Genomic DNA, 26,981 nt, shown 5'->3' with positions numbered 1-26,981 from the left:
TTTACTTAGTGAAGGAGACAAACATGGCGTTTAAGATTAAGACCACTGAAATTGACCTCGGTCAAACTGCTATAGAGAATTTGTTCATCACCGATTTTATGACCGCCGCAAACGGCACCTTTGTAAAAGTCTATTTGCTCGGTTACCATTATGCCCAGTCCGGCCACACTAAATTCAACAACGAGAGCTTGGCAAAGCAGCTCGACATCGCCATTGAAGATGTGGTGAACGCATGGGATTTCTGGGCAGGCAAAAATATCGTTGTCTGCACCCAAGTCGAGGCCCATCATTCCAAGCATAACTTCGATGTCCAGTTTCTGTCCATTAGGGAGCTGTATGTTCAGAGCAATTTCCCTCAGCTTCCCGAAACGCAGCAAAGTGAAGAGCAGCCTACCCAGTCGGACCGCGTTTTCTCAGCGATGAGTAATCCCATCATCAAAGAAATGCTGGCAGCTGTGCAGTATATCGTAAGGCGGATGCTGACCCCTCAGGAAACCACCAGGATTCTCGACTGGATGACCCATTACAAGATGGATCCCGACATGATTGAAAGAGCCTTCTTCATCACCTACGAAGAGCGTAAGATACAGGATTTTCAGTTCAATTACGTGGAAGGCATCCTCGTCAAGTGGTACGACAAACGCATCCTAAGTATGGACGCCCTGGAGGCGTATGCGGCAGAGTTCGACCAAAGACATCTATCCTACAAGCAGATCTACCAGGCCCTAGGAGTAAACAACCGAACTGTATCCGCAGGGGATAAGGAAGTCATCGACAGATGGTTTGACGACGACGGATATGACCTCGAATTTTTGATTTTTGTCATCAAGGAAGCGACGAAGAGAACGCTTAATCCTAACATGAACTATATGCAAAAGGTCATTCAAAATATCAAGGAAAACGGAGACACCACCATCGAGGGAGCCACCCAGTACTTCGAGGCCAAAAAGAACGCTCCTCAGGAGAATACGAAAAAAGAGTATTCAAAATCCGTTAAGAAAACCAAGTTTCAAAATTTCGATCAAACCACTATTGCTGATATGTCTCAGGATGAGATGCAAGAAATCCTAAAACGTAAGGCACAGCAGCGTCTAGCGAATCGAGGCAAAAAACAATGACTAGTATCTATAAGACCATCATGCGCGATTATGAAAAAAAGCGCGATACCCATGAACGCGAACAGGCCAGAAGAAAAATAGAAGTCTACAATAAGCTTCCTAGGCTTAAGGCGATCGACCAGGAAATCGCAAATGTCGGTGTCGAGATCGCCCGCACCGTTTTTTCACATCCCGAAAACGCGGAGTTCGCGGCAAAGCAGATTCAGACGATCGCACAAAAGCTAAAAAAGGAAAAATTCATTCTCTTGACCGACAACAACTACCCGATCGACTACTTGAATATCAAGTATGACTGTGACCTATGCAAGGACACGGGATTCAATGAACATCAAAAAAGATGTGTCTGCTTCAGGCAAAAGCTGATCGAACACGCTTACGAGATGTCAAACATCAGTACCCGACTTCAAAGGGAGAATTTCACCACCTTCGATCTGTCCTTATTCAGCAAGTCGGTGCATCCTGAGCAGGGACTCAGTGTTCATGAGAATATGGCGTCTCTTTTAGCAACCTCTGAGATGTTCGTCTCCGACTTCAAGGTCCGCAATGGAGATAATCTTTTGATGTATGGAAACACAGGACTCGGAAAAACATTCATGTGCAGCTGCATTGCCAAGTCTTTGATAGATAAGGGTCATTCCGTCATCTACCAGACCGCATTCAAGCTGCTTGACACGGTACAGCTTTATAAGTTTTCGGATAAGCAGAATTCCATGCTCCGTGAAGCCTATGACATGCTCTTCACCGCCGAGCTGCTCATCATCGACGATCTTGGTACCGAGATGATCAATTCCTTCACACAGACCGAAATATTCAATATCATCAACTCTCGGTTGTTGTCAGAACGAAAGACTGTGATTTCTACGAACATGAGTCCCATCGAACTTAGCAAGGCCTATGGCGAACGGATTTCTTCCAGACTTTTCGGAAGTTACGAAATGATGGAATTCTTCGGAAGCGATTTAAGATTAAAATAAAAGCGTGTCCTTTTGGACACGCTTTCTTTATCACTCATGTAATTATTGGAACAACTCTTTTCGAATGATGGTCTGACTTCTTTTAGGACCCACTGAAATGAAAGCCACTGGCACTTTTGTATACTCTTCGATGAAGTTGATATACGTCTTACACGCCTCTGGCAGTTCCTCGTAGCTTGTGCATCCTGTGATATCATCCGACCAGCCTTTGAACGTCTCATAGACCGGTTCACATTTAGCCAAGTCGTCAAGGCTTGCCGGGAAGTCTTTGATGATCTCCCCGTTCAACTTGTAGCCTGTGCACACCTTGAGTTCCTCAAATCCTGTGAGAACATCAAGCAGTGAAAGGGCGATCGCCGTCAACCCGTTGATTCTCGCTCCGTATCTTACGATAACCAGATCAAGATAACCGCAGCGTCTAGGACGACCGGTAGTCGTACCGAACTCATTTCCCTGAATTCTGATCCTATCACCGATTTCGTTGTCCTGTTCTGTAACAAAAGGACCTAAACCGACTCTTGTCGTATATGCTTTTGTAATACCGAGCACTTGTTGAATCTTATTTGGTGCGATACCTGTCCCTACCGTAAATCCGCCCGTAGTCGGATGAGAGCTGGTCACATATGGGTATGTGCCCAGGTCGATATCAAGGAGTGTACCCTGCGCGCCCTCAAGTAAGATCTTCTTATCGTCTTCTATCGCATCGTTCAAGTATGCGACCGTATCTATTACATAAGGCTTCAATCTTTCGACATAGCCCATATATTCTTCATATATCTCATCTGCGCTTAGGGGTGCTTCACCGTAAACCGCCTTCAAAATCACATTTTTTCTATCGACTTGCGCATCTAGGAGTGTCTTGAAGATTTCAGGGTTCATCATATCGCAAACTCTGATACCTGTACGTTCCACTTTATCCATGTAGCAAGGTCCGATCCCTTTTTGTGTCGTACCGATTTTCAGATCTCCCTTTGCCTCTTCAGCCAAGCGGTCCAAAACCCTGTGATACGGCAATACGATATGCGCTCTCGCGCTGATTCTTAAATTGTCCACCGATATGCCCTGTGAAATGAGTGTATCAAGCTCCTTAATAAAGCCTGCCGGATCAAACACGACGCCGTTACCGACAACATTGACCGTTCCAGGGTAAAGAATGCCTGATGGAACCAAATGAAGTGCATATTTTTTATCACCAACGACTACAGTGTGACCTGCATTGTTTCCGCCTTGGCCTCTTACTACGATGTCTGCCTGATTTGACAGATAGTCGATGAATTTACCTTTTCCTTCGTCGCCCCATTGAGCTCCTACGATTACCACTGTTGACATGATATCCCGCCTTTCAACTGACAAAATGCTTCTAATTCCAATCCTAATAGTAGCAGAGTTGGCCTTCGCCGTCAACGATTAATCGAAGAATCACCCTGATATATATGTTATCGTTCGTTAATAGTTCGTATTTTTTTTGAATATGAAATAAAATCATTTGTTTATTTTAAAAAATACGAACAATACGATGGATATTGCAAAAAATTAAAAAGACACTGGCGAATCGCTCACCAGTGTCTTCACATTTATTACTTGCTTTGCAGATAAGTGTTCAACGCGTCAATCAACGCATCCGCATCAATACCGTGAACCATAGCCGCTTCGCCGATTGATTCATTGTTAGCAGCCGCACAACCCAAACAGTGCAATCCAAACTGCATGAAGATTGGAGCTAATGTTCTATCGTGGTTAAGAACCTCTGCAATAATATGATCTTTAGTTACTGTCATCATAACCCTCCTCTATATAGGCATTATTTCATTCGAGTTTTATTATAACACTATTTCGAGTAATGAAAAGACTTTAATCCTTTAATCTTTGTTCATACTCGGTCTTTGTGATTTTCATCGTATGGACCAAGGTCATCAACCTATCGTGATCCAGATGGAACACTCCTTCACCGGCAAGTAGCAATTCAAAATTTCTGGATTGGTCCTCAAACGGCTCGACTATTGAGCTTACAATCGTGAATCCTGTCTTAGTGTAGCACTTCATCGCACGGCGATTGAAGTCGGCGACATGAAGCAGCAAAACCTCGAATCCGAGCTCTTCGAAGAACATCTTTAAAAAAAGTTCGACGCCCTTTGTTCCAAGTCCTTTGTTGACACGACCCGGATCGAACACGATTCCCATCTCCGCCTGCCTTTTTAGGCGATTGATACGCTTCATCGTGATAAAACCCACCAGTGCTTCTTCAGCGATCACCGCATAGAGTTTTTTGGTCAAGAGTCTTTGCTTTCGTCTAAACCATCTCGAGTAGTCGTTGTCCATGAACCCTTTGAAGTCATAGTGCTTAAGTAGGACGTCTTCATGGTGGGTCCATGTCTTGAGTTGCTCCAAATGCGCTTTATCAAAAGGTACTAGGGATACGTCCATCTTATTGTTCCAAGGTGCTTAAGTCCCTAAACAACTGGAACTGTCCCATCCAGTGAAGTTCGACGGTGCCGGTCTCACCATTTCTCTGCTTACCGATGATAAGCTCCGCCTTATTCTTGTTGTCTTCCTTGTCAGGGAAGTAATATTCATCCCTATAAAGGAACATCGCCAAATCGGCATCCTGCTCAATCGCACCCGATTCACGAAGATCCGACAGCATAGGCCTGTGGTCCGCACGTTGCTCGGGAGCACGCGACAACTGAGAAAGAGCAAGTACCGGGCAATCCATTTCACGCGCGATCGATTTTAACGAACGCGAGATCGTGGATATCTCCTGTTGTCTACTCTCGGCTTTCGTGCCGCTCATCAGCTGAAGGTAGTCGATCATGATGACATCCAGACCGTGTTCGGCTTTGAGTCTTCTACACTTGGCCCTTAGCTCTGTCACTCCGATCGCAGGTGTGTCATCGATGAAGATCTTGCTCTTTGAAAGTCGACCAACAGCGGATATCAGATGCGGCCAATCCTCTTCGGACAACTGTCCTGTCTTGATTGCCCCCATGGAAACAAGAGCCTCGGCGCTCAGCATCCTCTGAACAAGCTGCTCCTTGGCCATCTCAAGACTGAAGATCGCCACAGAAGCACCACCCATCATCGCTGCGTTTTTACACAGGTTTAGAGCAAATGCCGTTTTTCCCATCGAAGGACGTGCCGCTATCAGGATCATATCCGACCGCTGCATTCCCGATGTTTTCTTATCGACATCGACAAGCCCTGTAGTGATGCCTGTCACCATACCTTCATTTGCCGCAAGTCTTCCTATATCTTCGAAAGCTCTGGTGAGGATCCTTCCAATAGGCGTGAATCCTTCATTGCTCTTTTTTTGAGTAATATCAAAAATACTTTTTTCTGCAAGTTCTATCAGTTCAGTCGCTTCTACCTGGCTATATCCCTGCTCAAGAATTTCTGTCGAAGTTCTGATCAGTTGCCTGAGCGTCGCTTTTTCTTCGATAATATTCGCATATTGCTTGGCGTTTGTCGTCAATATCCCTTTGTCGGTCAAATCCGTCAAATAGCCGATACCGCCTATCGCGTCGAGTTTGCCCTTTGAACTTAGCATATCCGATAGGGTTATGATGTCAACTGGCCTGTTTTGGTCGGACATCTCCAGTATCGCATCAAAAATGATGCGATGCCCTTCGCTATAGAAATCATCCGATTTAAGTGATTCCATCCCTTCATTTATAGCGTGTTGGTCCAGAATCATCGCTCCAAGGAGTGATTGCTCCGCATCTAAATTATGTGGTGGGATACGTCCTTGCATAGAATCACCTCTGTTATGCTTCTTTAATAACGACTGTTATCGTTCCTGATACCTGTGGGTATACTTTGATATCGATCTTTTGTGTCCCAAGCGTCTTTATCGCCCCGGTCAATTGGATTTTTCTTTTGTCTATGTCCAGACCATGTTCCTTATTCAAAAGCTCTGCAATGTCCTTGCTTGTGATTGATCCGAACAGCTTGCCGCCCTCGCCAGACTTTGAACTGATCGTAAGTGTGATCGCGTCGATCCTTTTAGCCAACTCTTTTGCGGCCTCCAGCTCTTCTTGCATTTTCTTTTCGTGGCTTGCCTTCTGATGGGACAACTCTTTTACCGACGCGTCAGTCGCAGGTTTGGCAAGTTTCCTTGGAATAAGAAAGTTTCTCGCATGACCATCATTCACTTCTTTGACCTCGCCTTTTTTGCCTGTTCCCTTCACATCTTTGAGTAATATGACTTTCATTTATTCTGCCTCCTTAAAATAGTGATCTATGGCACCTAATAAGATGTCTTTCACTTCGTATACTGTCTTATCTGTAAACTGCGCTCCGGCGACTGTCAAATGACCGCCACCCCCTATGGATTCCATAATCAGCTGCACGTTTGTCTCTCCAAGAGATCGACTGCTGATGAACACCGTTCCTTTTTCTTTTACGATGACAAACGAGGACTTTATTCCTCGGATATTGAGCAGTGAATCCGCTCCTTGAGCGGCTACCAGCCTAGCGTTCGGTATGTCTTCATCAGTCACTGAGATCGCAATCCTATTTCCATAGGTTTCTGCGTTGCTGACAATACTCGACCTTGCCACAAACGTTCCAAGTTCATCCTGAAACAGTTTTTTGACTTCTGTCGTATCCGCATCATACCTTCTCAGTAGTGCCGCCGATTCAAAAGTCCTAACCCCGGTCTTCAAACTGAAATTCTTCGTGTCTACGACAATGCCCGCAAGCAGGGCTTCCGCTTCATTTTTTTCAAGCACCATTTTCTTTTCCATATACTGAAGGACTTCAGTCACAAGTTCGCTTGTACTGGACGCATACGGTTCCAGATAGGTTAAAAGCGTATGGTCGATAAATTCCTTGCCTCGTCTATGGTGGTCAAAGAGCACTCTCCTGATAGACCTTTGAAGCAGTTCCGGACTCTCTGTAAAGTTCGGACGATGGGTATCCACGACAATCAAAAGATCCTGGTCTTCGAACTTTTCAAGGGCGTCGGCAGGTGTAATGAATTTATAGGTCTTATCGTCTGAGAATTTAGCAAAAATGGACTTGATCGCCTCATTCGCTTCTTCAAGTACGATATAGGCTTCCTTACCCCTATTGACTACTGCCCGGTATATTCCGATCGACGCGCCGAAAGAGTCCATGTCGGGGAACTTATGCCCCATGATGTACACTTCATGGCTATCGTCGATGATTGGTCTAAGAGCGTGGGCGATAATTCTAGCCTTGACCTTGTTTCGCTTTTCAACAGCCTTTGATTTTCCACCGTAAAATTCAAAATCTCCGCTTTTTCTTACTACAGCCTGGTCTCCGCCACGTCCAAGTGCGAGTTCAAGAGCCGAAAAGGCGTTGTCCTCCAGTTTGGATAGTCCGTTGCCCGCCATGGCGACGCCTATACTAAGCGTCGGCATGATTCGGTTGCCCATGTCGATTTCTCTGATGTCGTCAAGGATCACGAACTTTTTAGCTTCCAGGTTGGATAAGTACTTATGTTCAAAAATAACTACGTATTTGTCTTTATCGTATTTTTTGATCAGGCCGTTCACCCTTGATGCCCACAGGTTGATTTTCTTGTCGATCTCGGCGATGACAAAAGGTCGTTTATCCTCTTTTGTCTCATTCATCACATCTTCGTAGTTGTCTACTTGAAGGAGCGCCACCACCGACCGTTCGTCAGCATATAAGCTCTTAAGGGCACGGTAATTGGTCACATCGTTGAAGTAGATCATTACAAGACTTCTATGCGATTTTTTATTCGTCTGGAAGGAGCGTGCGTTCACACGGTAGTATTTATCGCCGATTCGCATTTCGCGCTCCGTGTTGTGGCTGATCATCTTCTCAATCGAAAATCCCGATATCAGCTGATCGATCGACTGTCCGAAGATTTCCTTACCCTCAATCACAGAACTCATCAGGTTGTTGTACCAGATGATTTCACCTGAGGTTTCTGTCACAAGCATGGGAATAGGCAGATCAAGTATCGCATATCTAGCAGTCTCGTCGACATCACTTGTAATTTTCTCGATATATTCCACAAGCTCTCTGCGCCTTCTGTGCTCGCTTAACCAGTTCAAGTAGATCATGACAATCGTCAACAAGGCGATCATCAGGGCTATCAGACGATTACTCTGCAAAAACACACCGATGATGATCAGCTGCACGACCACCGGAAACGCAATTCGATTGGTAGTTATGGAATTTAGATTCTGCCTGTTCATACGCCACCTACGTTTTTTTTCTTTAGTTGCCTTAGGTCAAAGATAGCGTCAAGCCATCCCATCAGACTAAGTCCGACAAATTGAAAGATAACCAGTCCGATGATCAAAATCGGCAACTGGATGATACCTACAAGCTTTAGCTTCTTCAAGTAGAACGAAAGTACAGCTAGTCCCTGCATTGTGAATGTCAACATGACGATATACATGACATTGACCATAAGGCTCAGGCTGTCTACGCTTATCACCTGGGCTGCAATGAGCGTTAAGACCAATACGATAGTGGTCCCCATGATGATATTGTCCGGCAGACGCATCTCATAGAGGGGCGGCAGGGCGTTTGTCTCTTTTCTAAGCTTATTGAGGACATAATCAAGAAGCACAAAATTCAGCAGACTGTAAAGAGCCATCGCTCCAAGTACAAGCGAAGGCAATACCATAAGCAAGAGCTGTTTCGCTTCTAATTCAATATTCATAAAGGTGTCTGTCTGCGCCTCGGAAAAACTTTCAAGCAGTTCCGGTGGCACAGGCATGGCCATAACATACTCTTTAACTAACGTAAGCAAGTCCATTTGTAAAACGAACTCACTTATCACAAAATACCAGATGGCAGAAAGCGCAATCGATGAACCGACGATGATCATCGTCGATTTTCCATGGTTAAGCTTTCTCTTTGTCACATAGCCTATTACAACACCTATGGGACCAGCGATCAGCAGTATGTTTAGCCACATCCAGTCAGGCAGTAAAGCCAAAACCAGGCTGACGATAAAAATACTCAAAATGCTGAATCGGATGTCGTGTTTATAGGCGTATAGTCCGAATGCAAGCGGAAAAACAATCGTCAATAATGCCAAGATATTATATTGTATGGTAATAAATGAAAAAGTGCCTAGGGTAATGACTAGAATCGTCATATCGAGCACTGCTGACTGAACTTTAAGTTTTTTATCCAAATTAGTCTCCTTAACGGCTTCAGTTCTATTATAACTTTATGCTCAGCGGTGTACAACTTAAATCCATACTTTAGGCCTATATAAAAATAAAAGGAAAGTAATCGCTTACTCTCCTTTTGTTCACACTATTCTTTTACGAAAGGTAATAAAGCAACGATTCTTGCACGTTTGATTGCAACAGTCAATGCTCTTTGGTGTTTAGCGCAAGTACCAGTAACACGTCTTGGCAAAACTTTACCTCTGTCTGTTAAGTATCTATTTAACTTACCAGTATCTTTGTAATCGATGAAATCGATTTTGTCCTGGCAGAAATGACATACTTTTTTTCTTCTACGTCTCTTAAAAGCCATTTAAAAGACCTCCTTCCTAGAATGGAATATCATCATCATCTTCAATCGCCTTGAAATCATTGGCGAAATCATCATCAAAAGCTTGGAAATTACCTGCTGGTTTTTGTTGTTGTTGTGAAGCACCTTGAGGTTTTTTGTCGCCCCAATCGATGAACTCAACGTTACTTGCAACAACATCCGTCGTGTATCTTGTCTCACCCGAATTGGATTTGTAACTAGATACTTGAATCGAACCTTGAATTGCAACACGTCTTCCTTTTTCCAAGTAGTTCGCACAGTTCTCAGCTTGTTTGCCCCAAACTACGATTCTAATAAAGTCCGCAGTAGGTTTTCCTTGCTGTTCAAACTGTTGCTTCTTATCTCTTGACAGGTTCTTATCTACCGCTAAAGTAAACTGGGCAACAGCCATACCTGAACCTGATATGAAACGAAGTTCCGGATCTTTAGTTAGCCTACCGATCAATGCAACACTATTCACAAGAAACCTCCGCTTATTTCTCTTCTCTGTTGATTACGATAAATCTGATTACGTCGTCAGCAATTTTGTAGTTACGCTCAAGTTCAAGTGGTAAGCTAGTGTTTGCTTTGAAGTCAACAAATACGTAATAACCTTCACGTAGTTTTTGGATTTCATAAGCAAGACGTCTGTTACCCCACTCATCAACCTTAACGACTTCACCATCATTATTGATGATTCCGACGAATTTTTCGATCAACGCATTACGTGCCGCTTCTTCCAAATTAGGTTTGAGTACGAATATAGTTTCATACTTTCTCATTTTTAACACCTCCCTATGGACTATTAGGCCCTGACCCTTGTCAAGGCAGAGAGTAATACCTTTATAGGTACAACTAACGATTATAGCACCTTTTATATGACCTGACAAGTCTTGTTTTCATCATTTTTAAAAATGATGTTCCGTCCCCTAAATTAAATGTTTATCACCCCATCATTAGGGAAATTAATAAGACAGAAGGGGGTGAAGATGTGCCAAGAGTTGCTAGAGCAAGAAGCGATACGGGAATGTACCATATACTTGTCGAATCAAATCCGGAGGAACTGCTGTTTGGCGACAACGAGGACCGCTACTTCTTTTTGGAGAGACTCTATGAGAAGCGAGTCAAATACCAGTTCAAGATCCTCGCTTACTGCCTGATGGATAAGGCCTATCATTTGGTGATTCATGAACATAAAAGTCAACTCTCGACAATCATGAAAAGTTTAAATGTAAGCTACGCCTCGTTCATGCATAAGAAATATGGCAAACAGGGTTCTTTTTTCAAGGACAGGTATCAAAGCGAATGTCTGATGGATGTCGCCGATACACTAGACTGTATCGCACATGTCCACCTGCAGCCGATTGAACTCCACCTGGTGAACCGGTTGGATCAGTACCAGTGGAGCAGTTATGGTGAATATATCGCTGACGGAGAAAGCCAGCTGATCGACAAACACATGATTTTCTCACTGTATGGACTTACAGATGAAGAGGCGATCAGTGAATTTGAGAAAAGCCATCATAGGCAGCACCGTGAGTACCTGAAACACGAGACCGTCATACCCAAGCGCTACCCTAATTTGATTGAGGCGCGCGAACTGATCAACCAGCTCCTGGATGATTACGACGTGACGCTTGAGATTTTGCAGCAGGCAACGTTTGACAGGCAACGTGAAAAGATCATCCATTCATTAAGGGAACTTACCTCGCTCTCGATCAACGACATCAGCCATGAGCTTGGAATCAAGCGGAGCCAAGTGATGCATGCCTTATATCATAAATAAAACGATGAGCGTTCAATCGCCCATCGTTTTTTCTTGTTTCGGCACTTCTACGCCGTTTCTTATGATCTTCTTTATCCTTTTCTCAAGCTTAGGTCTCTCGATCCAGATTTCCTTCTTACAGGTCATGCACTGCATCCTAAAATCCATGCCCGTTCTTGTCAGCTTAAACTGATAGCTTCCGCATGGATGCGGTTTTTTTGTTTCCACAATATCATCTTTTAATAATTGCAAAGGCATTTGATCACCCCTTATTATAATGTAATGGTATTTTTACTTAATTTCATCAATTCAACAATGTTATACATATTGGTCACACCACCGACTGCAAGCTTATCCATCACTTTATGGTAATCAAGACAAGTGAAATTAGACAGAATCAGCACACCCTTAGATTCCAGCTCTCTCAACGAACTCAGACAGCTTGAATCCTCGATCGTTAGGAGAATGCCCCTGTTCATGAAGATGATGACCTTGGGGTAGGGCTCCTTTTCTGCCAACGACTTGAAGAAATTGATGACAAGTGTGCCCGATAGCGCTGCTCCTGTGGTTCCGATTCCATCGTCCTTGACAATCAGGAGCATATCTAGATGACTGGCCTGCTTGGAGGGAAAGACTTCGTTCAATTCGGAGGTAGTCTCCCTATATGGATCAATGTAATAATTAGAACACTCGAATGAATCCACTTCCTTCTTGCTTTGATCACATTGCTTTTTCATTTAGCACCTCCATGTATTAAGAGAACTGACTAAACCACATAAGCAGTATATTATAGTTGATAAAGACCGGTGCGATTACCGACGTATCCAAAAGCGACTCCACTTGAGGGTGTGCTCCTAAGGATAGGAATGAAATTGCGATAACAAAGATGAGCGATAATATGATATATCCCTTGAGTAATCCAAATAGGACTCCACCGGCTTTGTTGAAGGTGTTCAGCACCGGTAACTTGGAAATGACATCGAAAATCGCCGCAACGATCTTGACTACAAGCAGAATGATGACGAACAAACCGACAATCGCGATAAAGGACATGACAAGATCTGAAACCACCGTCGCTATGTTGGACGAGACAGACGTCGCCGTATTTGTTAAAACGGATTGAATCTCTTCCTTGATCTCAGCGGGTAGCGGTAGCTGGTTCATCGCGTTCAGATCAGAAACCGTCACTGTCGACTGAGCGGATTGCGCTCCCATCTCCTGAAGACGATTCTTCACAAACTCGGTCAACTTGTCATCAAGTGTTGTCAGATCGACCAACATTTTCTTGACTATCTGGTAATAGTAATGGGTAGCGATGGCAGCAACGACATAGCCTAGTAAATTGAATAGACTTCTCACAAAACCATGGATATATCCCATAATCACGATATAGAGCATGAATATGACTATTGCCATATCTAAATAATTCATCTGTTCTCCCCTTTACTAGTGAATTTCATAAATAAGTATTTCTGCGCTATCATTGACAACGAGTGTCATTTGATCAAGCCACTGAATATTTGAAATCGTCAGCTGTGTGTTGATCTTACCTACCTGTTTTAAGCTATGGTCATACAGAGTCACCAGTCCATCCACATAGACTGCGATGAACCGATCATTCACAAGAAGACCGTCCGCACCGATTGGCAAGTCCATCTCCTCATAACTTGACAGGTCATCTGAATAGATCATGAGCTTTGTCTCTTCGCTCCCATCCTCTAGGGTGGAAATCATGCTCGTATACAACCTGTTCTTATAGGACACCGAATTGTTCACGATTCCCGGACTCCCTATCTCCGCTACAAGCTGGGCTTCCTTATTGAAGCTCATCATGCTCTTATCCGTCACGATGACTTGATAGTCGGACATGTGCATGCTGTAGATCAGTTGTCCTTGGCAGTCGCTTATCCCCAGCGGTCGTCCATACATGTCAAATTGAAGGACATGGCTCTCAAAACGGTTGTCATTTAAATCTACAACCGATAGCATGACAACTTCTTCCACACTCGGTAATTGAAGATCGATGATTTCACCTTCTCCAATGTCGATGGATCCTGTGATGGCTAGCGAATCATCAAGCAGTAGGATTCTGTTCTCCCCTGCAAGCTTCACTGCGACTCTTGAATCTTCTGAAAAACTGATGAGTTCAAGTCTTCCTAGATCTCTGACAGATGCGACGACGACATTTTCCGAATCGACTAGGACGACCTCGCCTCTAGTCTTTTCAGCGATCAGTAGATACTGTGAATTTGACCTGAGCTGCGTATCTGTTCCTCGAAGCTCTCTGTGCCATATCATTTTCCCTTCCTTGTCATAGCCCATCAACTGGTTGTCTCCACCTACGACTACCGTTTCATTAGCTACATAGACATCCGACTGCAGCTTGTCAGGCATCACGATGACTGACACCCTATCAATGTCGAGCAGGGTCGAAAAGAAATTCACCTTTAGAGCGGTGATCATATTCGGTAAGAAAAATACGAACAGGATGATAAGAAACAGCAATCCCACCTCAAAAAGACGAGCGGTCAATTTTGTTCTATCCACATCATCTCTCCATTCTTGGTGGTTTCGGTCCTAAATACTGATAATAATAACATTTGATTTTTCCGTTATAAAGTTTTCTATTCCTTGTCGCCTGTTTTTGATAGGCTTCTTCAAATTTTTCATGTGACGTCAGGATGAACGACGACCATGTGGCTTGCTCATGTATTATTTTGCCCATTACCTCATAAAGGGCAAATGCTTTGGCCTCATCCTCAAGTCTTTCACCATAAGGAGGATTACAGATGATTCTCGCATAATCGTCCTCTTCTTTAGGCGTCCAGTTCCTTATGTCCTGAACTTCAAAAGTGATGCAATCGTCCACACCTGCAAGTTCGGCGTTTTCTCTAGCGATCTCTATCGTTTTTTCGCTGATATCGTATCCCTTGATCGTTAAATCAAGATCGTAGTTGATCGCCTCGTAAGCCGCTTTTCTAGCGTCCTTGTAGCAGTTGTCAGGAATGAAATCCCATTCCTCACTTGCAAATTTTCTGCTCAGACCAGGTGCGATATTTCTTTTGAACATCGCAGCCTCGATGAGTATGGTGCCTGTTCCGCACATCGGATCGATCAGCGGCGTGTCACCATACCAGTTGGACAGTAAAACAAGCCCGGCTGCAAGCGTCTCCTTCAAAGGAGCTTCATTTCCTTTTTTACGGTATCCACGCCTGTGAAGACCCGAACCTGAGGTATCAAGCAATACTTGGGCGACATCGTTTAAAAAATTGACATGCACAGAAACCTCCGCACCTGTCTCCCTGAACCAGGCAAAACCATATTCCTCTTTCAATTTTTCAACAATAGCCTTCTTGGAGATGGCCTGTATGTCTGATAGGCTGAAGAGCTTGGATTTGTACGATTTGGCATTCACCGGGAAGGCACCGTCGCCTGGAATGTAGTTTTCCCAACTGATTCCTTTTATTCCTTGAAACAGTTCTTCAAAAGTCAATGCCTTGAACTTACCGACCTCTAAAAACAGACGCTCCGCGCATCGTAAGTTTAAATTCAGTTTTGCAATCGCCGTAAGAGGGGCGTCAAATGCGATCGACCCGTTTTCAACCGACGTGATATCATATCCCATTCTTACAATTTCATTCTTAACCAGTTTCTCTAAGCCAAATGTGCTAATGGCAACAAATTTTACAGTTTGCATACTCAGTTCCTTTCAGGTAATCCCATCAACCTATGGGTTATGCTGCTTCCATTATATAGAGATAATCCGCTTATGAACACCCCTCTAAAAAAAAACTCCAAAATAGTATGGGACTATGCATTATTTTGGGGTATCATTAAATAACATTCCATGATAGCAGAGGTGCAACTATGAGATTAATCCCCATCGAAATCAGTCAGAATTTTTATCTTGCAGAAGACGTGTATGACGTTAAAGGAAGTATCCTTATAAAGAAGGGGGCTATCTTGACGGATAATCTTTGCACTCGCGTCAAGCAAAACGGGATTTCGTCTGTATACATCAATGATAAATACTCTCAAACCATAATAGAACCGCTTATCCCACAGTCGATAAAGTATGAGCTGACCCATAAGTTGAAGTCACTGTTCGACTCGCTACGTGCGAGACAGGTGGGTAAGTCCTCTGTAAAGCTTTCCATGAACCTGATCGACGACCTTCTTAAGTTGATCGACGACCTTGAATACGAGATTGCCGGCCGACCAAAAAACTATATCGATTTCATCGATATCAAATCGCGCGAAACCTATTCCTACGAGCACAGCGTCTATGTCGCAGTCTTGTCCTACATACTAGGCAAATTCTCCGGACTAAATCCACAGGATTTGAGAAACCTGCTTATCGGTGCGATTTTCCATGATATCGGTATGGCATACCTGGATGAGACGATCTTCATGAAAAACGGAAAATTGGACTTGCAGGAGTTTGTAAAGATCAAAGAACATCCGCAACTTGGATACGAGTTCATCAAGAATCAAGTCTTTGCTAATTCCTTTATCAAGGTAATCACCTTGCAGCATCATGAAAGACTCGACGGTAGCGGCTACCCCAACAAGATCAGCGGGGATGAAATCCACCGTTTGCCTAGATATGTCGCCATAACCGACATCTATGACGCGATGACTTCAGACAGGCCTTACTCAAATGCGGTTCCAGCGCACAATGCCATCGATTATCTGATGGGTGCCGCTGTCGACAAGTTGGATTATAAGCTGACAAAGAAGTTTATCGACAAGATCATGCCCTATCCTGTGGGCACCATCGTCAAACTCACCAACGGCGTGATCGCCGTAGTCGATGCTGTAAACGAGAACATGCCGCGAAAGCCCGTACTAAGACGAATCAATGAAACTACGAAGGATTTGACAGATGAACTGATCAAACTCGAAAAGGAATACAGCATCGAAATCGAATCCGTCGTTTTCTCTGTGGACAGTTTGTAAACTTGACCGGTTTATCCACAAATCAAGCAACATACACACAGGAAGCCACGATGACATCATCGTGGCTTCCTTTTTTTTTGATTATCTACTAAAAGGTATCAGATTCTATGCTTTGCCAGCTCGTAAAGGCTTTTCACGCCGTATCCTGAAGCACCTTTTGCATAATAGCCCTGGGGCTTCTTATAATGCGCCACCCCTGCGATATCAACATGCACCCATGGTTTTCCTTCTACGAATTCTCTGAGGACAAGCGCTGCAGTTATGCTGCCGGGTTGTCCACCCATATTGGTAAGATCCGCCTCATGATGCTTGATCTGCTCATCGTATTCCTTGAAGGTAGGCATTCTCCAGATATTTTCTCCGGCAAGCCTTGAAGCCTCTTCGTAACTGCGGTGGAAATTGTCATCATTCGTCACCGTTACTGCAGCGACTGTGCCAAGCGCCGCGAGCGCCGCACCTGTTAGCGTTGCCATATCCACAACACAGGACACCTTTTCTTCTCTAACGATATAGGTTATCGCATCGACTAGCGTCAGTCGGCCCTCTGCATCGGTGTTTCCTATGTAGATGGTTTTTCCGCCCATTGTTTTGAGGATGTCGCCTGGCTTGTAGGAATCTCCTGAAATCGAATTTTCACAAGCGGCCACGACAGCGGTCACATTTACAGGCAATTTTGCTTTTGCGATCGAAACCATTGCTCCGATGACGGCAGCCGCTCCACCCATGTCTGTTTTCATGGTTTCCATTCCAGTCGCTGTTTTGATCGAATATCCACCGGTGTCATAGGTTAAGCCTTTACCGACAAATCCCAGAATATCCTTTGAACTCTTATCTCCTACATATCGCATCACGATAAAATGGGGTTCATTACTCGATCCTCTGGCAACCGCCATATAGGCGTGCATTCCCAATTTTTCAATTTTTTCTTCTTTAAACACATCCACTTCAAATCCAAATTCCTTACCAAACTGCTTGGCATACTTTGCCAGTGTTTCAGGGTTGATCACATTCGAAGGCTCGTCCACAAGTTTTTTAGCGACATTGACACCTTCACCAAGTAGGATTCCTTCGCTAATGACTTCGATAAGCGCATCGTTGATTTCCTCTTCAACAATTGTCACGGATACCAGTGTCTGTTGCGTTTTTTTCGACTTGAAGGAATCGAATTGGTAGGTATTGCTCTGAGCGATCTCTGCAAATGCTCTAAATGCATACGCTCTCTCTATATGGCTTCGTTGAATCCTCACAGATAGATTGGCGACCTTTTCCTCGTTCGCAGCCTTCATCAGCTTGTCAGTCGCAAGTCTTATGTCGTTTAAGTCCAAATCCTCGATCTTGTCTCCAAGTCCAACCACGATATAAGGCGTTGTACCGCTGTAGATCACCTTTACCTTACCGCTATTCAGTGAAAAAGCTTCCTTTTTCAATAGTTCCTCAAGAATCTGATTTACCGGTTCAGGAACAAGCGATCTGTCAAAGTCCTTAAACAGCAAAAGACCGTAACCATCCGATTTAAGTGCCTCATTTGAATTCTTTAATTGTACGTTCATCCTATCACCTCTCTATTTTATAGCTTACTGTTACATGATACCCTATAATCCACAGATATTCACTCAAACACATAAATAAACAAATAAAAAAAGATCAACCATATCCATTGGCTGATCCTGTTGAAGTACTTCTTTTAAATGGTCTATAGCTTGTTATAGTGCCATTTTCTTTCAAGAAACCTACGCTTGTAGCAATTAAGGGCCACTTGTGAGATCCTACTCATTAGCGTCAAATTCGAAACCGCCCCCATTCCCATCCCAAGTACTGGAATCGACTGGATGAGCTTTGCCGATAGAATAGCCTTGCTTGTCCCGATTGAGGCTTGACTCGCTAGCCAATCGTAATGATAGGAGGACTGCTCGTAAATCTTAGTGGTTTTTCCTGATTTGATGAGTATCTCTATCGCATGCAGCTCGTTGACAAGCTCTCTTTTCTCTTTTTGACTATTGCACATCGACAGCATGATCACTTTAACGATATAGACCCTCTCGACATACTGAAACGGATCCATACCGAATGTGATTGCGATCTGCTCGACTTGATTGTACATCTGCCTCATCAAAAGTGGAATTTCTGCAGCGGCGGAGCCTATGCCGCCTAATCCGAAAACAGCTCCTTCAAAGAATGTGAATACTTCTCTTTTAAATAGATTTTTTTTTGCCGTTCTTTCCAGTTGTCGCAGCGGAAGTCTTTTGATCTGACTGAAGGAATGGATGTCCAAGTAATCGAAAACGATGCCTTTGAGTCTTTCCTTGCTGTCCACAGGGTTCATGAGATACTGCCTGAAAGAACCTTCGAATGCAGACTGTAGAACCTTTAGATATTTGCTTTCGTCCATTTTATTCACAGTTTTAAGGTCGATACCCACAGGGTTTTCCACAGATTGTGGATTATTTTTGATCAGTTTTTCCTCATATGCAAGAATTCGTTTTATTTCATTAATCTCAACTTTTTTATCAATCAACTCATTCACTCCCCTCGCATTATAATCGTATACTTTATCGGCACAAGATTCAAGACGATTAGTGCAATAAAAAAAGCCAATCACCCTTTACCGGTCACTGGCTTGCTTTTATGTTATAGTTCCCTTCTACCTTCAAGTGCCTTCGATAATGTGATTTCATCAGCATATTCGATATCACCTCCGACAGGAACGCCGTGTGCTATTCTAGTCACTTTTATTCCAAGGGGTTTAATCAGCTTAGAGATGTACATTGCGGTAGCTTCACCTTCGATGGTAGGGTTGGTACATAGAATCACTTCTTCCACGTCGGTCAGTCTTTTGATAAGCTCCTTGACCCTGATATCATCGGGTCCGACTCCTTCAAGAGGAGAAATGGCACCATGAAGAACATGGTATAGTCCCGAGAATTCCTTGGTTCTTTCCATTACAAAAACATCTTTTGGATCCTCTACAACGCAGATGCTATCATGTTTTCTAGTAGCGCTGCTGCAGATGGAGCAAGGGTCCACGTCTGTAAAATTTCCGCAAACACTGCAATAATGGACTTGTTTTTTCGCATCCACCATCGCCTGGGCAAATCTTCTTACATCCTCTTCACGTCTATCAAGCATGTGAAAGGCCAATCTTTGAGCGGTTTTTCGTCCTATGCCTGGAAGTTTTGCGAACTCCTCGACCAACCGCTCTATAGGTGCAATGAATGATTGCATATGGATCCCCTAGAATAAGCCAGGAATGTTCATGCCACCTGTCATCTTACCCATCACTTTTTCCGATTGTTCGTCTACTTGCTTCATCGCGTCATTGAGAGCAACGATGATCAGATCCTGCAACATTTCTATATCATCCGGATCCACTACGGCTTCTGACAACTCTAGTGATTGGATTTCTTTTTTTCCGTTCAAGACGATCTTAACGGCACCACCGCCGGCAGTCGACTCATAGATTGTCTCTTCAAGTTCCTTTTGAGCCTTTTCCATATCCCTTTGCATTTTTTGTACTTGCTTCATCATGCCGCCCATGTTTCCCATTCCGCCTGGCGCACCTTTGAATTTTCCTTTTGACATTGCTTGCCTCCTATTTTACTTAATAATCACATGGTCATCATCAACCAAATTTTTAAAGAACGACTTTACCTCATCTGCACGCGTATCCTCGAGTGCATAATCGATGATTTCTATTTTCGGCAACGATCCGAACGTATGTTTGAATGCCTCACAGATATGAAACATGTTGTCCTCGTTCTCTATCGCCGGCTTCAATATTTTTAACGCCTCATTCAATTGTAACTGCAATTTGCCGTTTTTGAAAGAGACTGGTTTTACTTCTTTCATCAGCGCATAGGTTGAGACCAGTCTTTCCTTCACTGAAGACATATACTTGTCCCAGTTTTCCTTAATGACAAGGAGTGTCAAGTCACCTGGATCAAAGACTTCAGCTTCTGTCTCGGCAGCGCCATGATCCGCCTGTCTTGGGACGGCCTTGTCATGGCTTACTTCAACAACCTTCGCTTGTTGAACGGTTCTCTGATTATCCCTCACCGGTTGATGGATTGCCTGGACACCATTCCGCTCAAGGTTCTCGATCCTCTTTATCAGACCGGCGATCGAATCCTCTTCACCAACAGCAGTCAGCTTGGCAAGCGCCAGCTCAAAAGCTATCCAGGGATGTGACGCGTATCTTACCTTCTGATCGGCGACCATAAGCGCTTCTAGGACCCTGATCCATTCCTTCACACCATGTTGAGAGGTAAGTCTTTCAATCCAAACAAGTTCACTTTGAGGAAGATCCATCAGATGGTCGTCTCCCATAGTGGAAAAGAGCATACCTGATCTGAATAATTCGATCAAATCTCCTATAAGAACAGAGACGTCCTTTCCTCTGTCATATTGAATACGGGATAACCTGATCATCTCAGAAACATCTCCCCTAATGATGGCCTCTGACAGAATGGTCAGGTCATCATCATTCGAACGTCCTAAAACACTTGCAGCAATCTCATAGGTCAAAACTTCACCTGCAAACGACAGGCATTGTTCTAAAAGACTAAGCGCATCACGCATCGCGCCTTCAGATAATCTGACAATCAGTTTGAGCGCATCGTCATCCACCTTCACCTCTAAAGTGGTGCATAGGGTGTGCATGTACTCCCTCATAGCGGAGGCGTCGATCCTTTTGAACTCAAACCTCTGGCACCTGCTGGTAATCGTTGCAGGAACCTTATGGGGTTCTGTTGTCGCCAGGATGAATATCATGTATTCAGGAGGCTCTTCAAGCGTCTTAAGAAGTGCGTTGAAGGCTCCTTTTGAAAGCATGTGCACCTCATCGATGATCATGACCTTATAGCGGCTTGAACTAGGCGGGAACTTTATATTTTCTCTCAGCTCGCGAATATCGTCGACACCGTTGTTTGATGCGGCATCCATCTCCACGACATCCATATTGGAATCATTCAAAATGCTCCTGCATACTTCACACTGATTACAAGGATTATGGTCGACAGGATTCAAGCAGTTGACTACTCTTGAGAGAATCTTTGAAGTTGTCGTCTTACCTGTTCCACGCGAACCCGTAAACAGATAGGCATGCCCGATACTTTCATGAGCGATCTGATTGATCAGCGTCTGCGTAATCATTTGCTGACCGATTACATCTCCAAAGGTAAGCGGTCTGAATCTACGATATAAAGCTTTATATTCCATCATATTCCTCTTTACTCCAGTTGGTTTATCTTCACGCTACTATTATCTCATAAAACTTACAAGTTTAAATAAAAAAAGTGCAGCTTAGCTGCACTTACTTCGAAACAGTGTCTATCCCAGGACAATCTCAGGCACCCTCGCGGCACATGTTCATTACCGCTTACCGTTGCTTCCGTCAGGACCTGGCGGATTCACAGATGACCATTGCGCAAGACCCAAAACGTCCTGGAATAGACACTATTTCGAATTTTATAAAGATTACCGTTTTCTTTTAAAAAAAGATTGCATAATCTCTTTGCATTCGTTTTCTAAAACTCCATCTGTGATTTCAACACGATGGTTAATTTCAGGTACTGTTAAAACATTCATCACTCCACCGCACGCTCCACCTTTTGGATCATAGGAACCGAAGATGACTCGTTTAATGCGGGATTGATAGATCAGTCCTGCACACATCGCGCAGGGCTCAATTGTAACATAGAGCTCACATCCTGTCAATCTCCAACCTCCTAAAAAGTCAGACGCCCCATCTATCGCCAGCATCTCCGCGTGAGCGGATGCTCGTTTAAACGACTCTTTCATATTATGCGCCCTTGCGATTATCTTACCTTCCCTCACAATGACACAACCGATAGGAACCTCGTCGAGCTCATAGGCCTTAGAAGCTTCAATCAGAGCCTCATTCATAAAATATTCATCGTAATTCATGTGTAAATCTCCTGTAAACTAATTTACAATCATTAAAAACACAACCTCCTAAGAGTAAGGAGGTTTGTTATTTACCCGGTCTGAAGTTTTCGAAAAACACATCCGCCCTTATCAGCCTTTTGAATTCATCCTCTGAATAATCGGATTTTGAATCAATCTGATAGGTAATGTGAATTGCCTCCTGTGCCACGCCCTTACTGACTAGATAGGCGGCGATCGTGTTGGCCCTTTGCTCTGCAACTCCTGAATTCACATCCTTATTCAAGGTGTGTCCTACGATTCTAATCGGTAACTCAGGATGATCCTTGGCGATGAAGATGAAATCATCCAGCAGCTCGGTGATACTCTCTGTAAGTTCTGTTTCGTTTGGTTTGAAATAGACCTCGAGCGCCGCCTTATACAGTTGAATCTCATCATTATGGAGAGAGGACTGTGCATCCTTGGCCGTTGTGGTTTCAACCGTGTCGCTTTGCTCAGTCGCTTCTTGTGTCTGCGCTGTCGTTTCCTGTGTCTGCTCAGTCGTCGTCTGTGTTTGCACAGACTCCTCACGAGTCGTTTCAATTTGAGGGGCTTGAGTCTGAACAGTCGTACTTTGCTCAACTAAATCAGCTTGTGTGTCAATAGGAGGATTATCATTTGACTCTACATTCCCCTTGCCTGCACCTATGAACTTGCCGATAAGGAGATATGAACCTATAAAGAGCATCACAATCAATAATCCAATGACTATCTTTCCCCGTGTTGTTATCCTATATTGACTCACTTCATCACATCCTTAACCAGTTACTTGGGCTTAACAAAGTCAACGATGTTGATGATTCTTTGAATTTCATAACCGATCATCGTATTTTGAGTTTCTTGGAATTTTTCTCTTTCAACGACAGTCCTTTTTAGTTCTTCAATCCTTTTTTCAAGATCTCTGATGGATGCGCTGTTCTTTTCCTTTAAGTCTTCAGTCGTTTGAACAACACTTTCAAGCACGTTGTTGAGAGCATCTATTCTTTTATAAGCATCACTTAGCAAATCGTCTATTTTGATATCAGAAGCCTTCATGATATTAAGTACTGATTCTCTTTTTATATCCAGTGGAAGATTTTCAGGTAAAGCTTTTCCATAAACATCCACCATGAACACCGTCGCTTTCACATCTGTGACAAGAGATGCCTTCTTATAGATATCTTCAATACTCAATAATTTATTCTTTTCGTATGATTCAATCATCGCATCCAGTTTCTTTTCGACTTCTTCCTTGCTAGGTTCTTTTGTCATGGATTGGCTTTTATTGTCTTGTTTCAATTCAGACGATAACGATTTAACCGATTCTTCAGATGATAGCACTGAGTTTACTTTATCTTTAGATAGTACCTCTGATGACTGAACTTCACCTTCAAGCTCATCTTTCTTTTTTAAGTCGGATCCTTCCAAGATATCTTCGGGTTGTTTCTTTTCCATCAATCCTAGCTTTTCAAAAATCTTTAACTTGTTAGCCACAGTATTCCCTCCTGAATTAAGAACTTTGCTGATTCAATTCATCAAACAGTTCAATTTGCTTATCGATATCATTTAGTGTTAAGCGTATATTCTCAACCGCATTTCGCAGCGATTTTAGACGATCTTCCTTGTTTTTCTTAACCGTTTGCAAATAATCATACATCAACAACAGATTGTTTAGATGACCTTGCTTCTCAAACTCCAAATTACTGTTTGCTTCCTCGACTTCGCCCTTTAATACTTCAAACTTCTCTTTCAGCTCCAAATAGTCAGAAGAAAGATTCTCCCCTTGAGCCTGTTCTCCATGTTGCTTCAACTGTTCTCTTATCAAAGCAACTGCTTCTTCAGTCAAATAGGTGACGTTCTTTTCCTTAACAACGAAAGGTCTGATCTCTTCCTTCAGAGCGCTCATCTTCTTATATATTGTCACCTTGCTAACATTTAGCATCTGTGACACTTCAATTACGCGATACAATAAGCACCTCCTGTAAACTAGTTTACAACTATTCTAATTACTAGTCATAATGTTTAATGAAATAGTCAGCTTCCGACTGCTTCAGCCTTTCCATATTGATTTTCATTTGTTCCACATAATGATTGAGAGCTTCTTCCTCACGTATTATCTGCATATCACATTTATTGATTTCCTGCTTCAGGGAACTGATTTTGTCCATCATCTGCATCACATCGGTACGTATGTCATCATATTGAACTGTTTCAGAAGCAATCAGGCTTTCGGTCCTGTCTGTCTCCCCTTCATTGTTTACAGACACATTTTTAAGAATTTCCTGGCTCAGTAATCGATATCCCTCGTTATCAAGATAAATCACACCATTCTTTCTTCTTATATGAGCTTCTAGTAAATCACGCAGCACTATCAGTTTCTCATGTATCACGACAGTTTCTACGCCTAACATATCTGCGATTTGTTTGACTTTGTACATGTTAGCCCCTTTCTACGTAAACCAACTGTTAATATTTTATATTATTTTCAATTGTCTAGCAATGGTTTACAGTTAATCTTTAAAGGAATTTACACAATTATATTGATCCTGATTCCTTGTGTGTAAACCTGACTGTAAATTAACCATGTGTTCTCGATCGTTGAGTTTAACTTTTTTTAGTCTTATTAAAACCTTTTTTTTAATAGTTTCACTGAGTTAACAAATAGCTAACAGTCTAGTATTAACATATGTTGTAAACGTGTTTACACACATAAAACAACAGATTTTTTATCCTAACAGCCGCTTTTCTTACCTCATTTAAAAACTAAAAGTCCAAATATGGCGGACATCGGCATATTCACGTGTGCCTGATTCTGATCGTGGCGTTCAAAAGTGTTCTATTATGAAACACCGCCTTCAAGAACACAGCAATTGCAACACTTACAGTGTGTTCCACAACGAAACAGCGGCAAGTGTGTTCTAAAATGAAACACAGTTGCCGCTATCTTACTTCATCCAACATGATATTGTATTTGTCAATTTTCCTATAAAGAGTCGTCCTACCTACACCAAGCAATTTCGCAGCGCTTGACATGTTGTAATCTGTCGCAATCAGAGCCTTTATGATCGTTTTCATCTCAATCTCATCCAAATTGAAGAGCTGATCTTCTAGATCAAGTTCGATCTTCGGGGCCATCAAGGAGATTTGATGAGTGCTTTTATGATTTGCCACCTGTTTTTCAACTTCTTTGTTTAGAATATTTCTAATGGCATGAGCGTTTTCGCTGATGTTAGACATGTTGAGCAGGGACAACTGTTCTCCCATCACAGGTTCGGAAATTCCAACTTCACTAAGGTATTTTTTTGCCAGTTGATTGAAGTCGGTTTGTCTTTTGTTAAACTGTGGCATTTCAATTGTAGTAAGTTTCAGCTGATCACTAAGCTGGTCGATCAAAGGCATATCGTTCGATTCCTTACTGATTGTAACTCCCATGATGATTCTTGTACTCATAAAGGAGTCGTTAATGTTTTTATCCTTAGAGATTACTTTGAACAGCTTAAGCTGTACCGATTGAAGCAGTTCATTCGCCCTATCGAGGTAGACGGTTCCTCCAGAAGCCATTTCTAATAACCCTATGTCTTTTCCATCCTCACTGCCAAACAATAAGCTTTTAGCTCTAGCATGATGTATCTTACTGCAGTCAATCCATAGAAAGGGTTTGTTGGAACGACTGCTCAGACTATGGATACAATTTGCCGCCACCTTTTTTCCAGTTCCCTTATCGCCTGTAATCAGTAGCGAACGGTCGCTTAATGCATGTTTCTCTATTCTCCTTATCACTTCCTGTATCGCTTTGGAATCTCCAACCAGATCTTTTAGAGAGTAGATCGGTTTAAATCCTTGATATAATCCGAGAATAGACGTTACCGCTTCAATCCCCATAATGACTACTGAAAAATTTTGCTTCTTTCTAACAATAGGCATGCAGATCAGTTTCAGCTTTGCATAGTCATGATCCATGTAGATGATCTGACTCGCACCAGACATGACCGGTTGCATAGAAAAATGTTCGAATAGGTGATGGCAATTCATCTCCACTATTCTTTCACTTAAAAGATTACCGCTTACCGACTTGATTTTTCCAGTCAAATCGATAACCATCTCCGCTCGCTCACTAAATCCTTCAACCTCACTGTTCTCGTATGTATTCTCCCTTTTGAGAGTGCGGATCGAATTAAGCCAGCATGCGCCAATTTCCTTACATTGAAAACTGAAATGCTTAGTGTAGTCAACCATCTCAACCATAAAAAGCATATATAGTTTTTTATCACTGACAGCGACTGGAAGTGTCATATCTGCAATTTGATGATATGTTTCCAGATAGTGTTCGCATCCGATAACCTCTTCGACAGTTTCACTTTGACAAGCGAGATGGTAAGACCATGTTCCAAGTTTGTTCTCCTCAAAAATCAAGCCTCTATCGAACTTTCCCAAAGTCGTATCACATAAATACGAAGTGACGATAACTCCCTGCTCATCAATGATCAGACAGGATATATTTTCTTTTCTTAATTTCATTACAATTTCATTGTCAATCATCAGATTGTCCATAGGGTGGTCAATCCTTGTTAAGCAAATATCATTCTGATTAAAATCCACACCAGACAGTCTAGCTCTTGCCCAACTATACATTATCTTATCGCGCAGCACTTCACGCTTGATCATCCCTTTAGATGTGAATAATTTCCAAGCTTCCCTGACTTGTGAGTCGCTCAATATTGTCAAGTGATCCATAGAACCTCCACAGTTGCGATTTAA

29 protein-coding genes, 1 other RNA gene and 1 pseudogene are annotated in these 26,981 nt (G+C 42.9%); 4 read left to right on the top strand and 27 right to left on the bottom strand.

Annotated elements, in window-relative coordinates; all coding sequences use genetic code 11:
• Positions 1–23 precede the first annotated feature (23 nt).
• Together DWB64_RS15130 and DWB64_RS15125 are read left to right on the top strand one after the other, a co-directional pair.
• Positions 24–1,118: a DnaD domain protein gene (locus DWB64_RS15130; protein WP_129489092.1), complete on the top strand. Its 1,095-nt coding sequence runs from the start codon at positions 24–26 to the stop codon at positions 1,116–1,118.
• Positions 1,115–2,092, top strand: a complete 978-nt coding sequence (locus tag DWB64_RS15125; RefSeq protein ID WP_129489091.1) for an ATP-binding protein — start codon at positions 1,115–1,117, stop codon at positions 2,090–2,092. The genes DWB64_RS15130 and DWB64_RS15125 overlap by 4 nt, the downstream gene beginning before the upstream one ends.
• Before the next feature lie 42 nt (positions 2,093–2,134).
• Here the strand turns inward: DWB64_RS15125 and DWB64_RS15120 are convergent, their stop codons facing one another.
• From DWB64_RS15120 to rpsF, 10 genes are all read right to left on the bottom strand, one after another.
• Positions 2,135–3,421, bottom strand: coding sequence for an adenylosuccinate synthase (locus tag DWB64_RS15120; RefSeq protein ID WP_129489090.1), 1,287 nt, complete (start codon positions 3,419–3,421; stop codon positions 2,135–2,137).
• Positions 3,422–3,669: 248 nt separating this feature from the next.
• A complete protein-coding gene (locus tag DWB64_RS15115) occupies positions 3,670–3,870 on the bottom strand; it encodes a DUF1858 domain-containing protein (protein WP_206736686.1) in 201 nt (66 codons plus the stop codon).
• A 73-nt stretch (positions 3,871–3,943) separates the two neighbouring features.
• Complete coding sequence (locus tag DWB64_RS15110; RefSeq protein WP_129489088.1) at positions 3,944–4,516, bottom strand: GNAT family N-acetyltransferase; 573 nt, start codon at positions 4,514–4,516, stop codon at positions 3,944–3,946.
• Position 4,517: 1 nt separating this feature from the next.
• Complete coding sequence (gene dnaB / locus DWB64_RS15105) at positions 4,518–5,840, bottom strand: replicative DNA helicase (protein WP_129489087.1); 1,323 nt, start codon at positions 5,838–5,840, stop codon at positions 4,518–4,520.
• A 13-nt stretch (positions 5,841–5,853) separates the two neighbouring features.
• Positions 5,854–6,300, bottom strand: coding sequence for a 50S ribosomal protein L9 (gene rplI, locus DWB64_RS15100; RefSeq protein ID WP_129489086.1), 447 nt, complete (start codon positions 6,298–6,300; stop codon positions 5,854–5,856).
• Entirely contained in the window at positions 6,301–8,280 is a 1,980-nt protein-coding gene (locus DWB64_RS15095; RefSeq protein WP_129489085.1) for a DHH family phosphoesterase, read from the bottom strand.
• A complete protein-coding gene (locus DWB64_RS15090; RefSeq protein ID WP_129489084.1) occupies positions 8,277–9,233 on the bottom strand; it encodes a DUF2232 domain-containing protein in 957 nt (318 codons plus the stop codon). Before DWB64_RS15090 ends, DWB64_RS15095 begins: the two co-directional genes overlap by 4 nt.
• A gap of 125 nt (positions 9,234–9,358) precedes the next feature.
• Positions 9,359–9,583 (bottom strand): 30S ribosomal protein S18, encoded by a 225-nt coding sequence (rpsR, locus tag DWB64_RS15085; RefSeq protein ID WP_129489083.1) that lies wholly within the window; start codon positions 9,581–9,583, stop codon positions 9,359–9,361.
• Between the two features lie 16 nt (positions 9,584–9,599).
• Positions 9,600–10,061, bottom strand: a complete 462-nt coding sequence (locus DWB64_RS15080; protein WP_129489082.1) for a single-stranded DNA-binding protein — start codon at positions 10,059–10,061, stop codon at positions 9,600–9,602.
• Positions 10,062–10,074: 13 nt separating this feature from the next.
• Positions 10,075–10,362, bottom strand: a complete 288-nt coding sequence (gene rpsF / locus DWB64_RS15075) for a 30S ribosomal protein S6 (protein ID WP_129489081.1) — start codon at positions 10,360–10,362, stop codon at positions 10,075–10,077.
• 209 nt (positions 10,363–10,571) lie between these two features.
• On the opposite strand from rpsF, the gene DWB64_RS15070 reads away from it, so the two are divergent.
• Complete coding sequence (locus DWB64_RS15070) at positions 10,572–11,366, top strand: transposase (RefSeq protein WP_129489080.1); 795 nt, start codon at positions 10,572–10,574, stop codon at positions 11,364–11,366.
• A 12-nt stretch (positions 11,367–11,378) separates the two neighbouring features.
• On the opposite strand, the gene DWB64_RS15065 is transcribed toward DWB64_RS15070, so the two are convergent.
• From DWB64_RS15065 to DWB64_RS15045, 5 genes are read right to left on the bottom strand one after another with little or no spacing between them, the layout of a single operon-like run.
• Positions 11,379–11,603 carry a DUF951 domain-containing protein gene (locus DWB64_RS15065; RefSeq protein ID WP_129489079.1) on the bottom strand — a complete coding sequence of 75 codons (225 nt, stop codon included), beginning with the start codon at positions 11,601–11,603 and terminating at the stop codon, positions 11,379–11,381.
• Between the two features lie 14 nt (positions 11,604–11,617).
• Positions 11,618–12,082 (bottom strand): sulfurtransferase-like selenium metabolism protein YedF, encoded by a 465-nt coding sequence (gene yedF / locus DWB64_RS15060; protein WP_129489078.1) that lies wholly within the window; start codon positions 12,080–12,082, stop codon positions 11,618–11,620.
• Between the two features lie 16 nt (positions 12,083–12,098).
• On the bottom strand, positions 12,099–12,776 hold the full coding sequence (locus tag DWB64_RS15055; protein WP_129489077.1) for a CvpA family protein: 678 nt from the start codon (positions 12,774–12,776) through the stop codon (positions 12,099–12,101).
• Between the two features lie 15 nt (positions 12,777–12,791).
• Positions 12,792–13,892 carry a DUF5711 family protein gene (locus DWB64_RS15050; RefSeq protein WP_129489076.1) on the bottom strand — a complete coding sequence of 367 codons (1,101 nt, stop codon included), beginning with the start codon at positions 13,890–13,892 and terminating at the stop codon, positions 12,792–12,794.
• A 1-nt stretch (position 13,893) separates the two neighbouring features.
• Positions 13,894–15,042: a class I SAM-dependent RNA methyltransferase gene (locus DWB64_RS15045; RefSeq protein ID WP_129489075.1), complete on the bottom strand. Its 1,149-nt coding sequence runs from the start codon at positions 15,040–15,042 to the stop codon at positions 13,894–13,896.
• Between the two features lie 170 nt (positions 15,043–15,212).
• Between DWB64_RS15045 and DWB64_RS15040 the strand changes: the two genes are divergently transcribed.
• The gene (locus DWB64_RS15040; RefSeq protein WP_129489074.1) at positions 15,213–16,304 is read left to right on the top strand and encodes an HD-GYP domain-containing protein; all 1,092 of its coding nucleotides are present in this window, start codon (positions 15,213–15,215) and stop codon (positions 16,302–16,304) included.
• Between the two features lie 98 nt (positions 16,305–16,402).
• Here DWB64_RS15040 and DWB64_RS15035 read toward each other — a convergent pair whose 3' ends face one another.
• The 12 genes and pseudogenes from DWB64_RS15035 to DWB64_RS14980 all read right to left on the bottom strand — a co-directional run bounded on the left by DWB64_RS15035 (position 16,403) and on the right by DWB64_RS14980 (position 26,957).
• Entirely contained in the window at positions 16,403–17,854 is a 1,452-nt protein-coding gene (locus DWB64_RS15035; RefSeq protein WP_129489073.1) for a leucyl aminopeptidase, read from the bottom strand.
• A 143-nt stretch (positions 17,855–17,997) separates the two neighbouring features.
• Entirely contained in the window at positions 17,998–18,819 is an 822-nt protein-coding gene (locus tag DWB64_RS15030) for an EcsC family protein (protein ID WP_164980435.1), read from the bottom strand.
• Positions 18,820–18,932: 113 nt separating this feature from the next.
• Positions 18,933–19,526 carry a recombination mediator RecR gene (gene recR / locus DWB64_RS15025; RefSeq protein ID WP_129489071.1) on the bottom strand — a complete coding sequence of 198 codons (594 nt, stop codon included), beginning with the start codon at positions 19,524–19,526 and terminating at the stop codon, positions 18,933–18,935.
• 9 nt (positions 19,527–19,535) lie between these two features.
• Positions 19,536–19,883 carry a YbaB/EbfC family nucleoid-associated protein gene (locus DWB64_RS15020; RefSeq protein WP_129489070.1) on the bottom strand — a complete coding sequence of 116 codons (348 nt, stop codon included), beginning with the start codon at positions 19,881–19,883 and terminating at the stop codon, positions 19,536–19,538.
• Positions 19,884–19,898: 15 nt separating this feature from the next.
• Positions 19,899–21,518, bottom strand: coding sequence for a DNA polymerase III subunit gamma/tau (dnaX, locus tag DWB64_RS15015; protein ID WP_164980434.1), 1,620 nt, complete (start codon positions 21,516–21,518; stop codon positions 19,899–19,901).
• 92 nt (positions 21,519–21,610) lie between these two features.
• Positions 21,611–21,800, bottom strand: an RNA gene (gene ffs / locus DWB64_RS15010) — signal recognition particle sRNA large type.
• A gap of 39 nt (positions 21,801–21,839) precedes the next feature.
• Positions 21,840–22,226: pseudogene (locus DWB64_RS15005) on the bottom strand (nucleoside deaminase); the annotation flags it as partial.
• 67 nt (positions 22,227–22,293) lie between these two features.
• Complete coding sequence (locus DWB64_RS15000; protein ID WP_129489068.1) at positions 22,294–22,989, bottom strand: OmpA family protein; 696 nt, start codon at positions 22,987–22,989, stop codon at positions 22,294–22,296.
• A gap of 20 nt (positions 22,990–23,009) precedes the next feature.
• The gene (locus DWB64_RS14995; RefSeq protein ID WP_129489067.1) at positions 23,010–23,717 is read right to left on the bottom strand and encodes a hypothetical protein; all 708 of its coding nucleotides are present in this window, start codon (positions 23,715–23,717) and stop codon (positions 23,010–23,012) included.
• 16 nt (positions 23,718–23,733) lie between these two features.
• A complete protein-coding gene (locus DWB64_RS14990) occupies positions 23,734–24,192 on the bottom strand; it encodes a hypothetical protein (protein WP_129489066.1) in 459 nt (152 codons plus the stop codon).
• 40 nt (positions 24,193–24,232) lie between these two features.
• Entirely contained in the window at positions 24,233–24,661 is a 429-nt protein-coding gene (locus DWB64_RS14985; RefSeq protein WP_129489065.1) for a hypothetical protein, read from the bottom strand.
• Positions 24,662–25,163: 502 nt separating this feature from the next.
• Positions 25,164–26,957, bottom strand: coding sequence for a sigma-54 dependent transcriptional regulator (locus tag DWB64_RS14980; protein WP_129489064.1), 1,794 nt, complete (start codon positions 26,955–26,957; stop codon positions 25,164–25,166).
• Positions 26,958–26,981 lie beyond the last annotated feature (24 nt).

Origin of the sequence: Fusibacter sp. A1 (assembly GCF_004125825.1) — a bacterium.
Lineage (GTDB): Bacteria > Bacillota > Clostridia > Peptostreptococcales > Acidaminobacteraceae > QQWI01.
Note: the sequence above shows the minus strand (reverse complement) of the source record. Positions and strands in the feature narration are given on the sequence as shown.

What these genes read in the sequence shown, in the direction of transcription:
- DWB64_RS15020 (WP_129489070.1), bottom strand. Translation starts at nt 19,883, where the DNA reads ATGTCAAAAGGAAAATTCAAAGGTGCGCCAGGCGGAATGGGAAACATG.
- DWB64_RS15095 (WP_129489085.1), bottom strand. Translation starts at nt 8,280, where the DNA reads ATGAACAGGCAGAATCTAAATTCCATAACTACCAATCGAATTGCGTTT.
- rplI (WP_129489086.1), bottom strand. Translation starts at nt 6,300, where the DNA reads ATGAAAGTCATATTACTCAAAGATGTGAAGGGAACAGGCAAAAAAGGC.
- DWB64_RS15110 (WP_129489088.1), bottom strand. Translation starts at nt 4,516, where the DNA reads ATGGACGTATCCCTAGTACCTTTTGATAAAGCGCATTTGGAGCAACTC.
- rpsR (WP_129489083.1), bottom strand. Translation starts at nt 9,583, where the DNA reads ATGGCTTTTAAGAGACGTAGAAGAAAAAAAGTATGTCATTTCTGCCAG.
- recR (WP_129489071.1), bottom strand. Translation starts at nt 19,526, where the DNA reads ATGCAATCATTCATTGCACCTATAGAGCGGTTGGTCGAGGAGTTCGCA.
- dnaX (WP_164980434.1), bottom strand. Translation starts at nt 21,518, where the DNA reads ATGGAATATAAAGCTTTATATCGTAGATTCAGACCGCTTACCTTTGGA.
- DWB64_RS15040 (WP_129489074.1), top strand. Translation starts at nt 15,213, where the DNA reads ATGAGATTAATCCCCATCGAAATCAGTCAGAATTTTTATCTTGCAGAA.
- DWB64_RS15045 (WP_129489075.1), bottom strand. Translation starts at nt 15,042, where the DNA reads ATGCAAACTGTAAAATTTGTTGCCATTAGCACATTTGGCTTAGAGAAA.
- DWB64_RS14985 (WP_129489065.1), bottom strand. Translation starts at nt 24,661, where the DNA reads ATGTACAAAGTCAAACAAATCGCAGATATGTTAGGCGTAGAAACTGTC.
- DWB64_RS15035 (WP_129489073.1), bottom strand. Translation starts at nt 17,854, where the DNA reads ATGAACGTACAATTAAAGAATTCAAATGAGGCACTTAAATCGGATGGT.
- DWB64_RS15115 (WP_206736686.1), bottom strand. Translation starts at nt 3,870, where the DNA reads ATGACAGTAACTAAAGATCATATTATTGCAGAGGTTCTTAACCACGAT.
- DWB64_RS15125 (WP_129489091.1), top strand. Translation starts at nt 1,115, where the DNA reads ATGACTAGTATCTATAAGACCATCATGCGCGATTATGAAAAAAAGCGC.
- DWB64_RS15130 (WP_129489092.1), top strand. Translation starts at nt 24, where the DNA reads ATGGCGTTTAAGATTAAGACCACTGAAATTGACCTCGGTCAAACTGCT.
- dnaB (WP_129489087.1), bottom strand. Translation starts at nt 5,840, where the DNA reads ATGCAAGGACGTATCCCACCACATAATTTAGATGCGGAGCAATCACTC.
- DWB64_RS15120 (WP_129489090.1), bottom strand. Translation starts at nt 3,421, where the DNA reads ATGTCAACAGTGGTAATCGTAGGAGCTCAATGGGGCGACGAAGGAAAA.
- rpsF (WP_129489081.1), bottom strand. Translation starts at nt 10,362, where the DNA reads ATGAGAAAGTATGAAACTATATTCGTACTCAAACCTAATTTGGAAGAA.
- yedF (WP_129489078.1), bottom strand. Translation starts at nt 12,082, where the DNA reads ATGAAAAAGCAATGTGATCAAAGCAAGAAGGAAGTGGATTCATTCGAG.
- DWB64_RS15055 (WP_129489077.1), bottom strand. Translation starts at nt 12,776, where the DNA reads ATGAATTATTTAGATATGGCAATAGTCATATTCATGCTCTATATCGTG.
- DWB64_RS14980 (WP_129489064.1), bottom strand. Translation starts at nt 26,957, where the DNA reads ATGGATCACTTGACAATATTGAGCGACTCACAAGTCAGGGAAGCTTGG.
- DWB64_RS15065 (WP_129489079.1), bottom strand. Translation starts at nt 11,603, where the DNA reads ATGCCTTTGCAATTATTAAAAGATGATATTGTGGAAACAAAAAAACCG.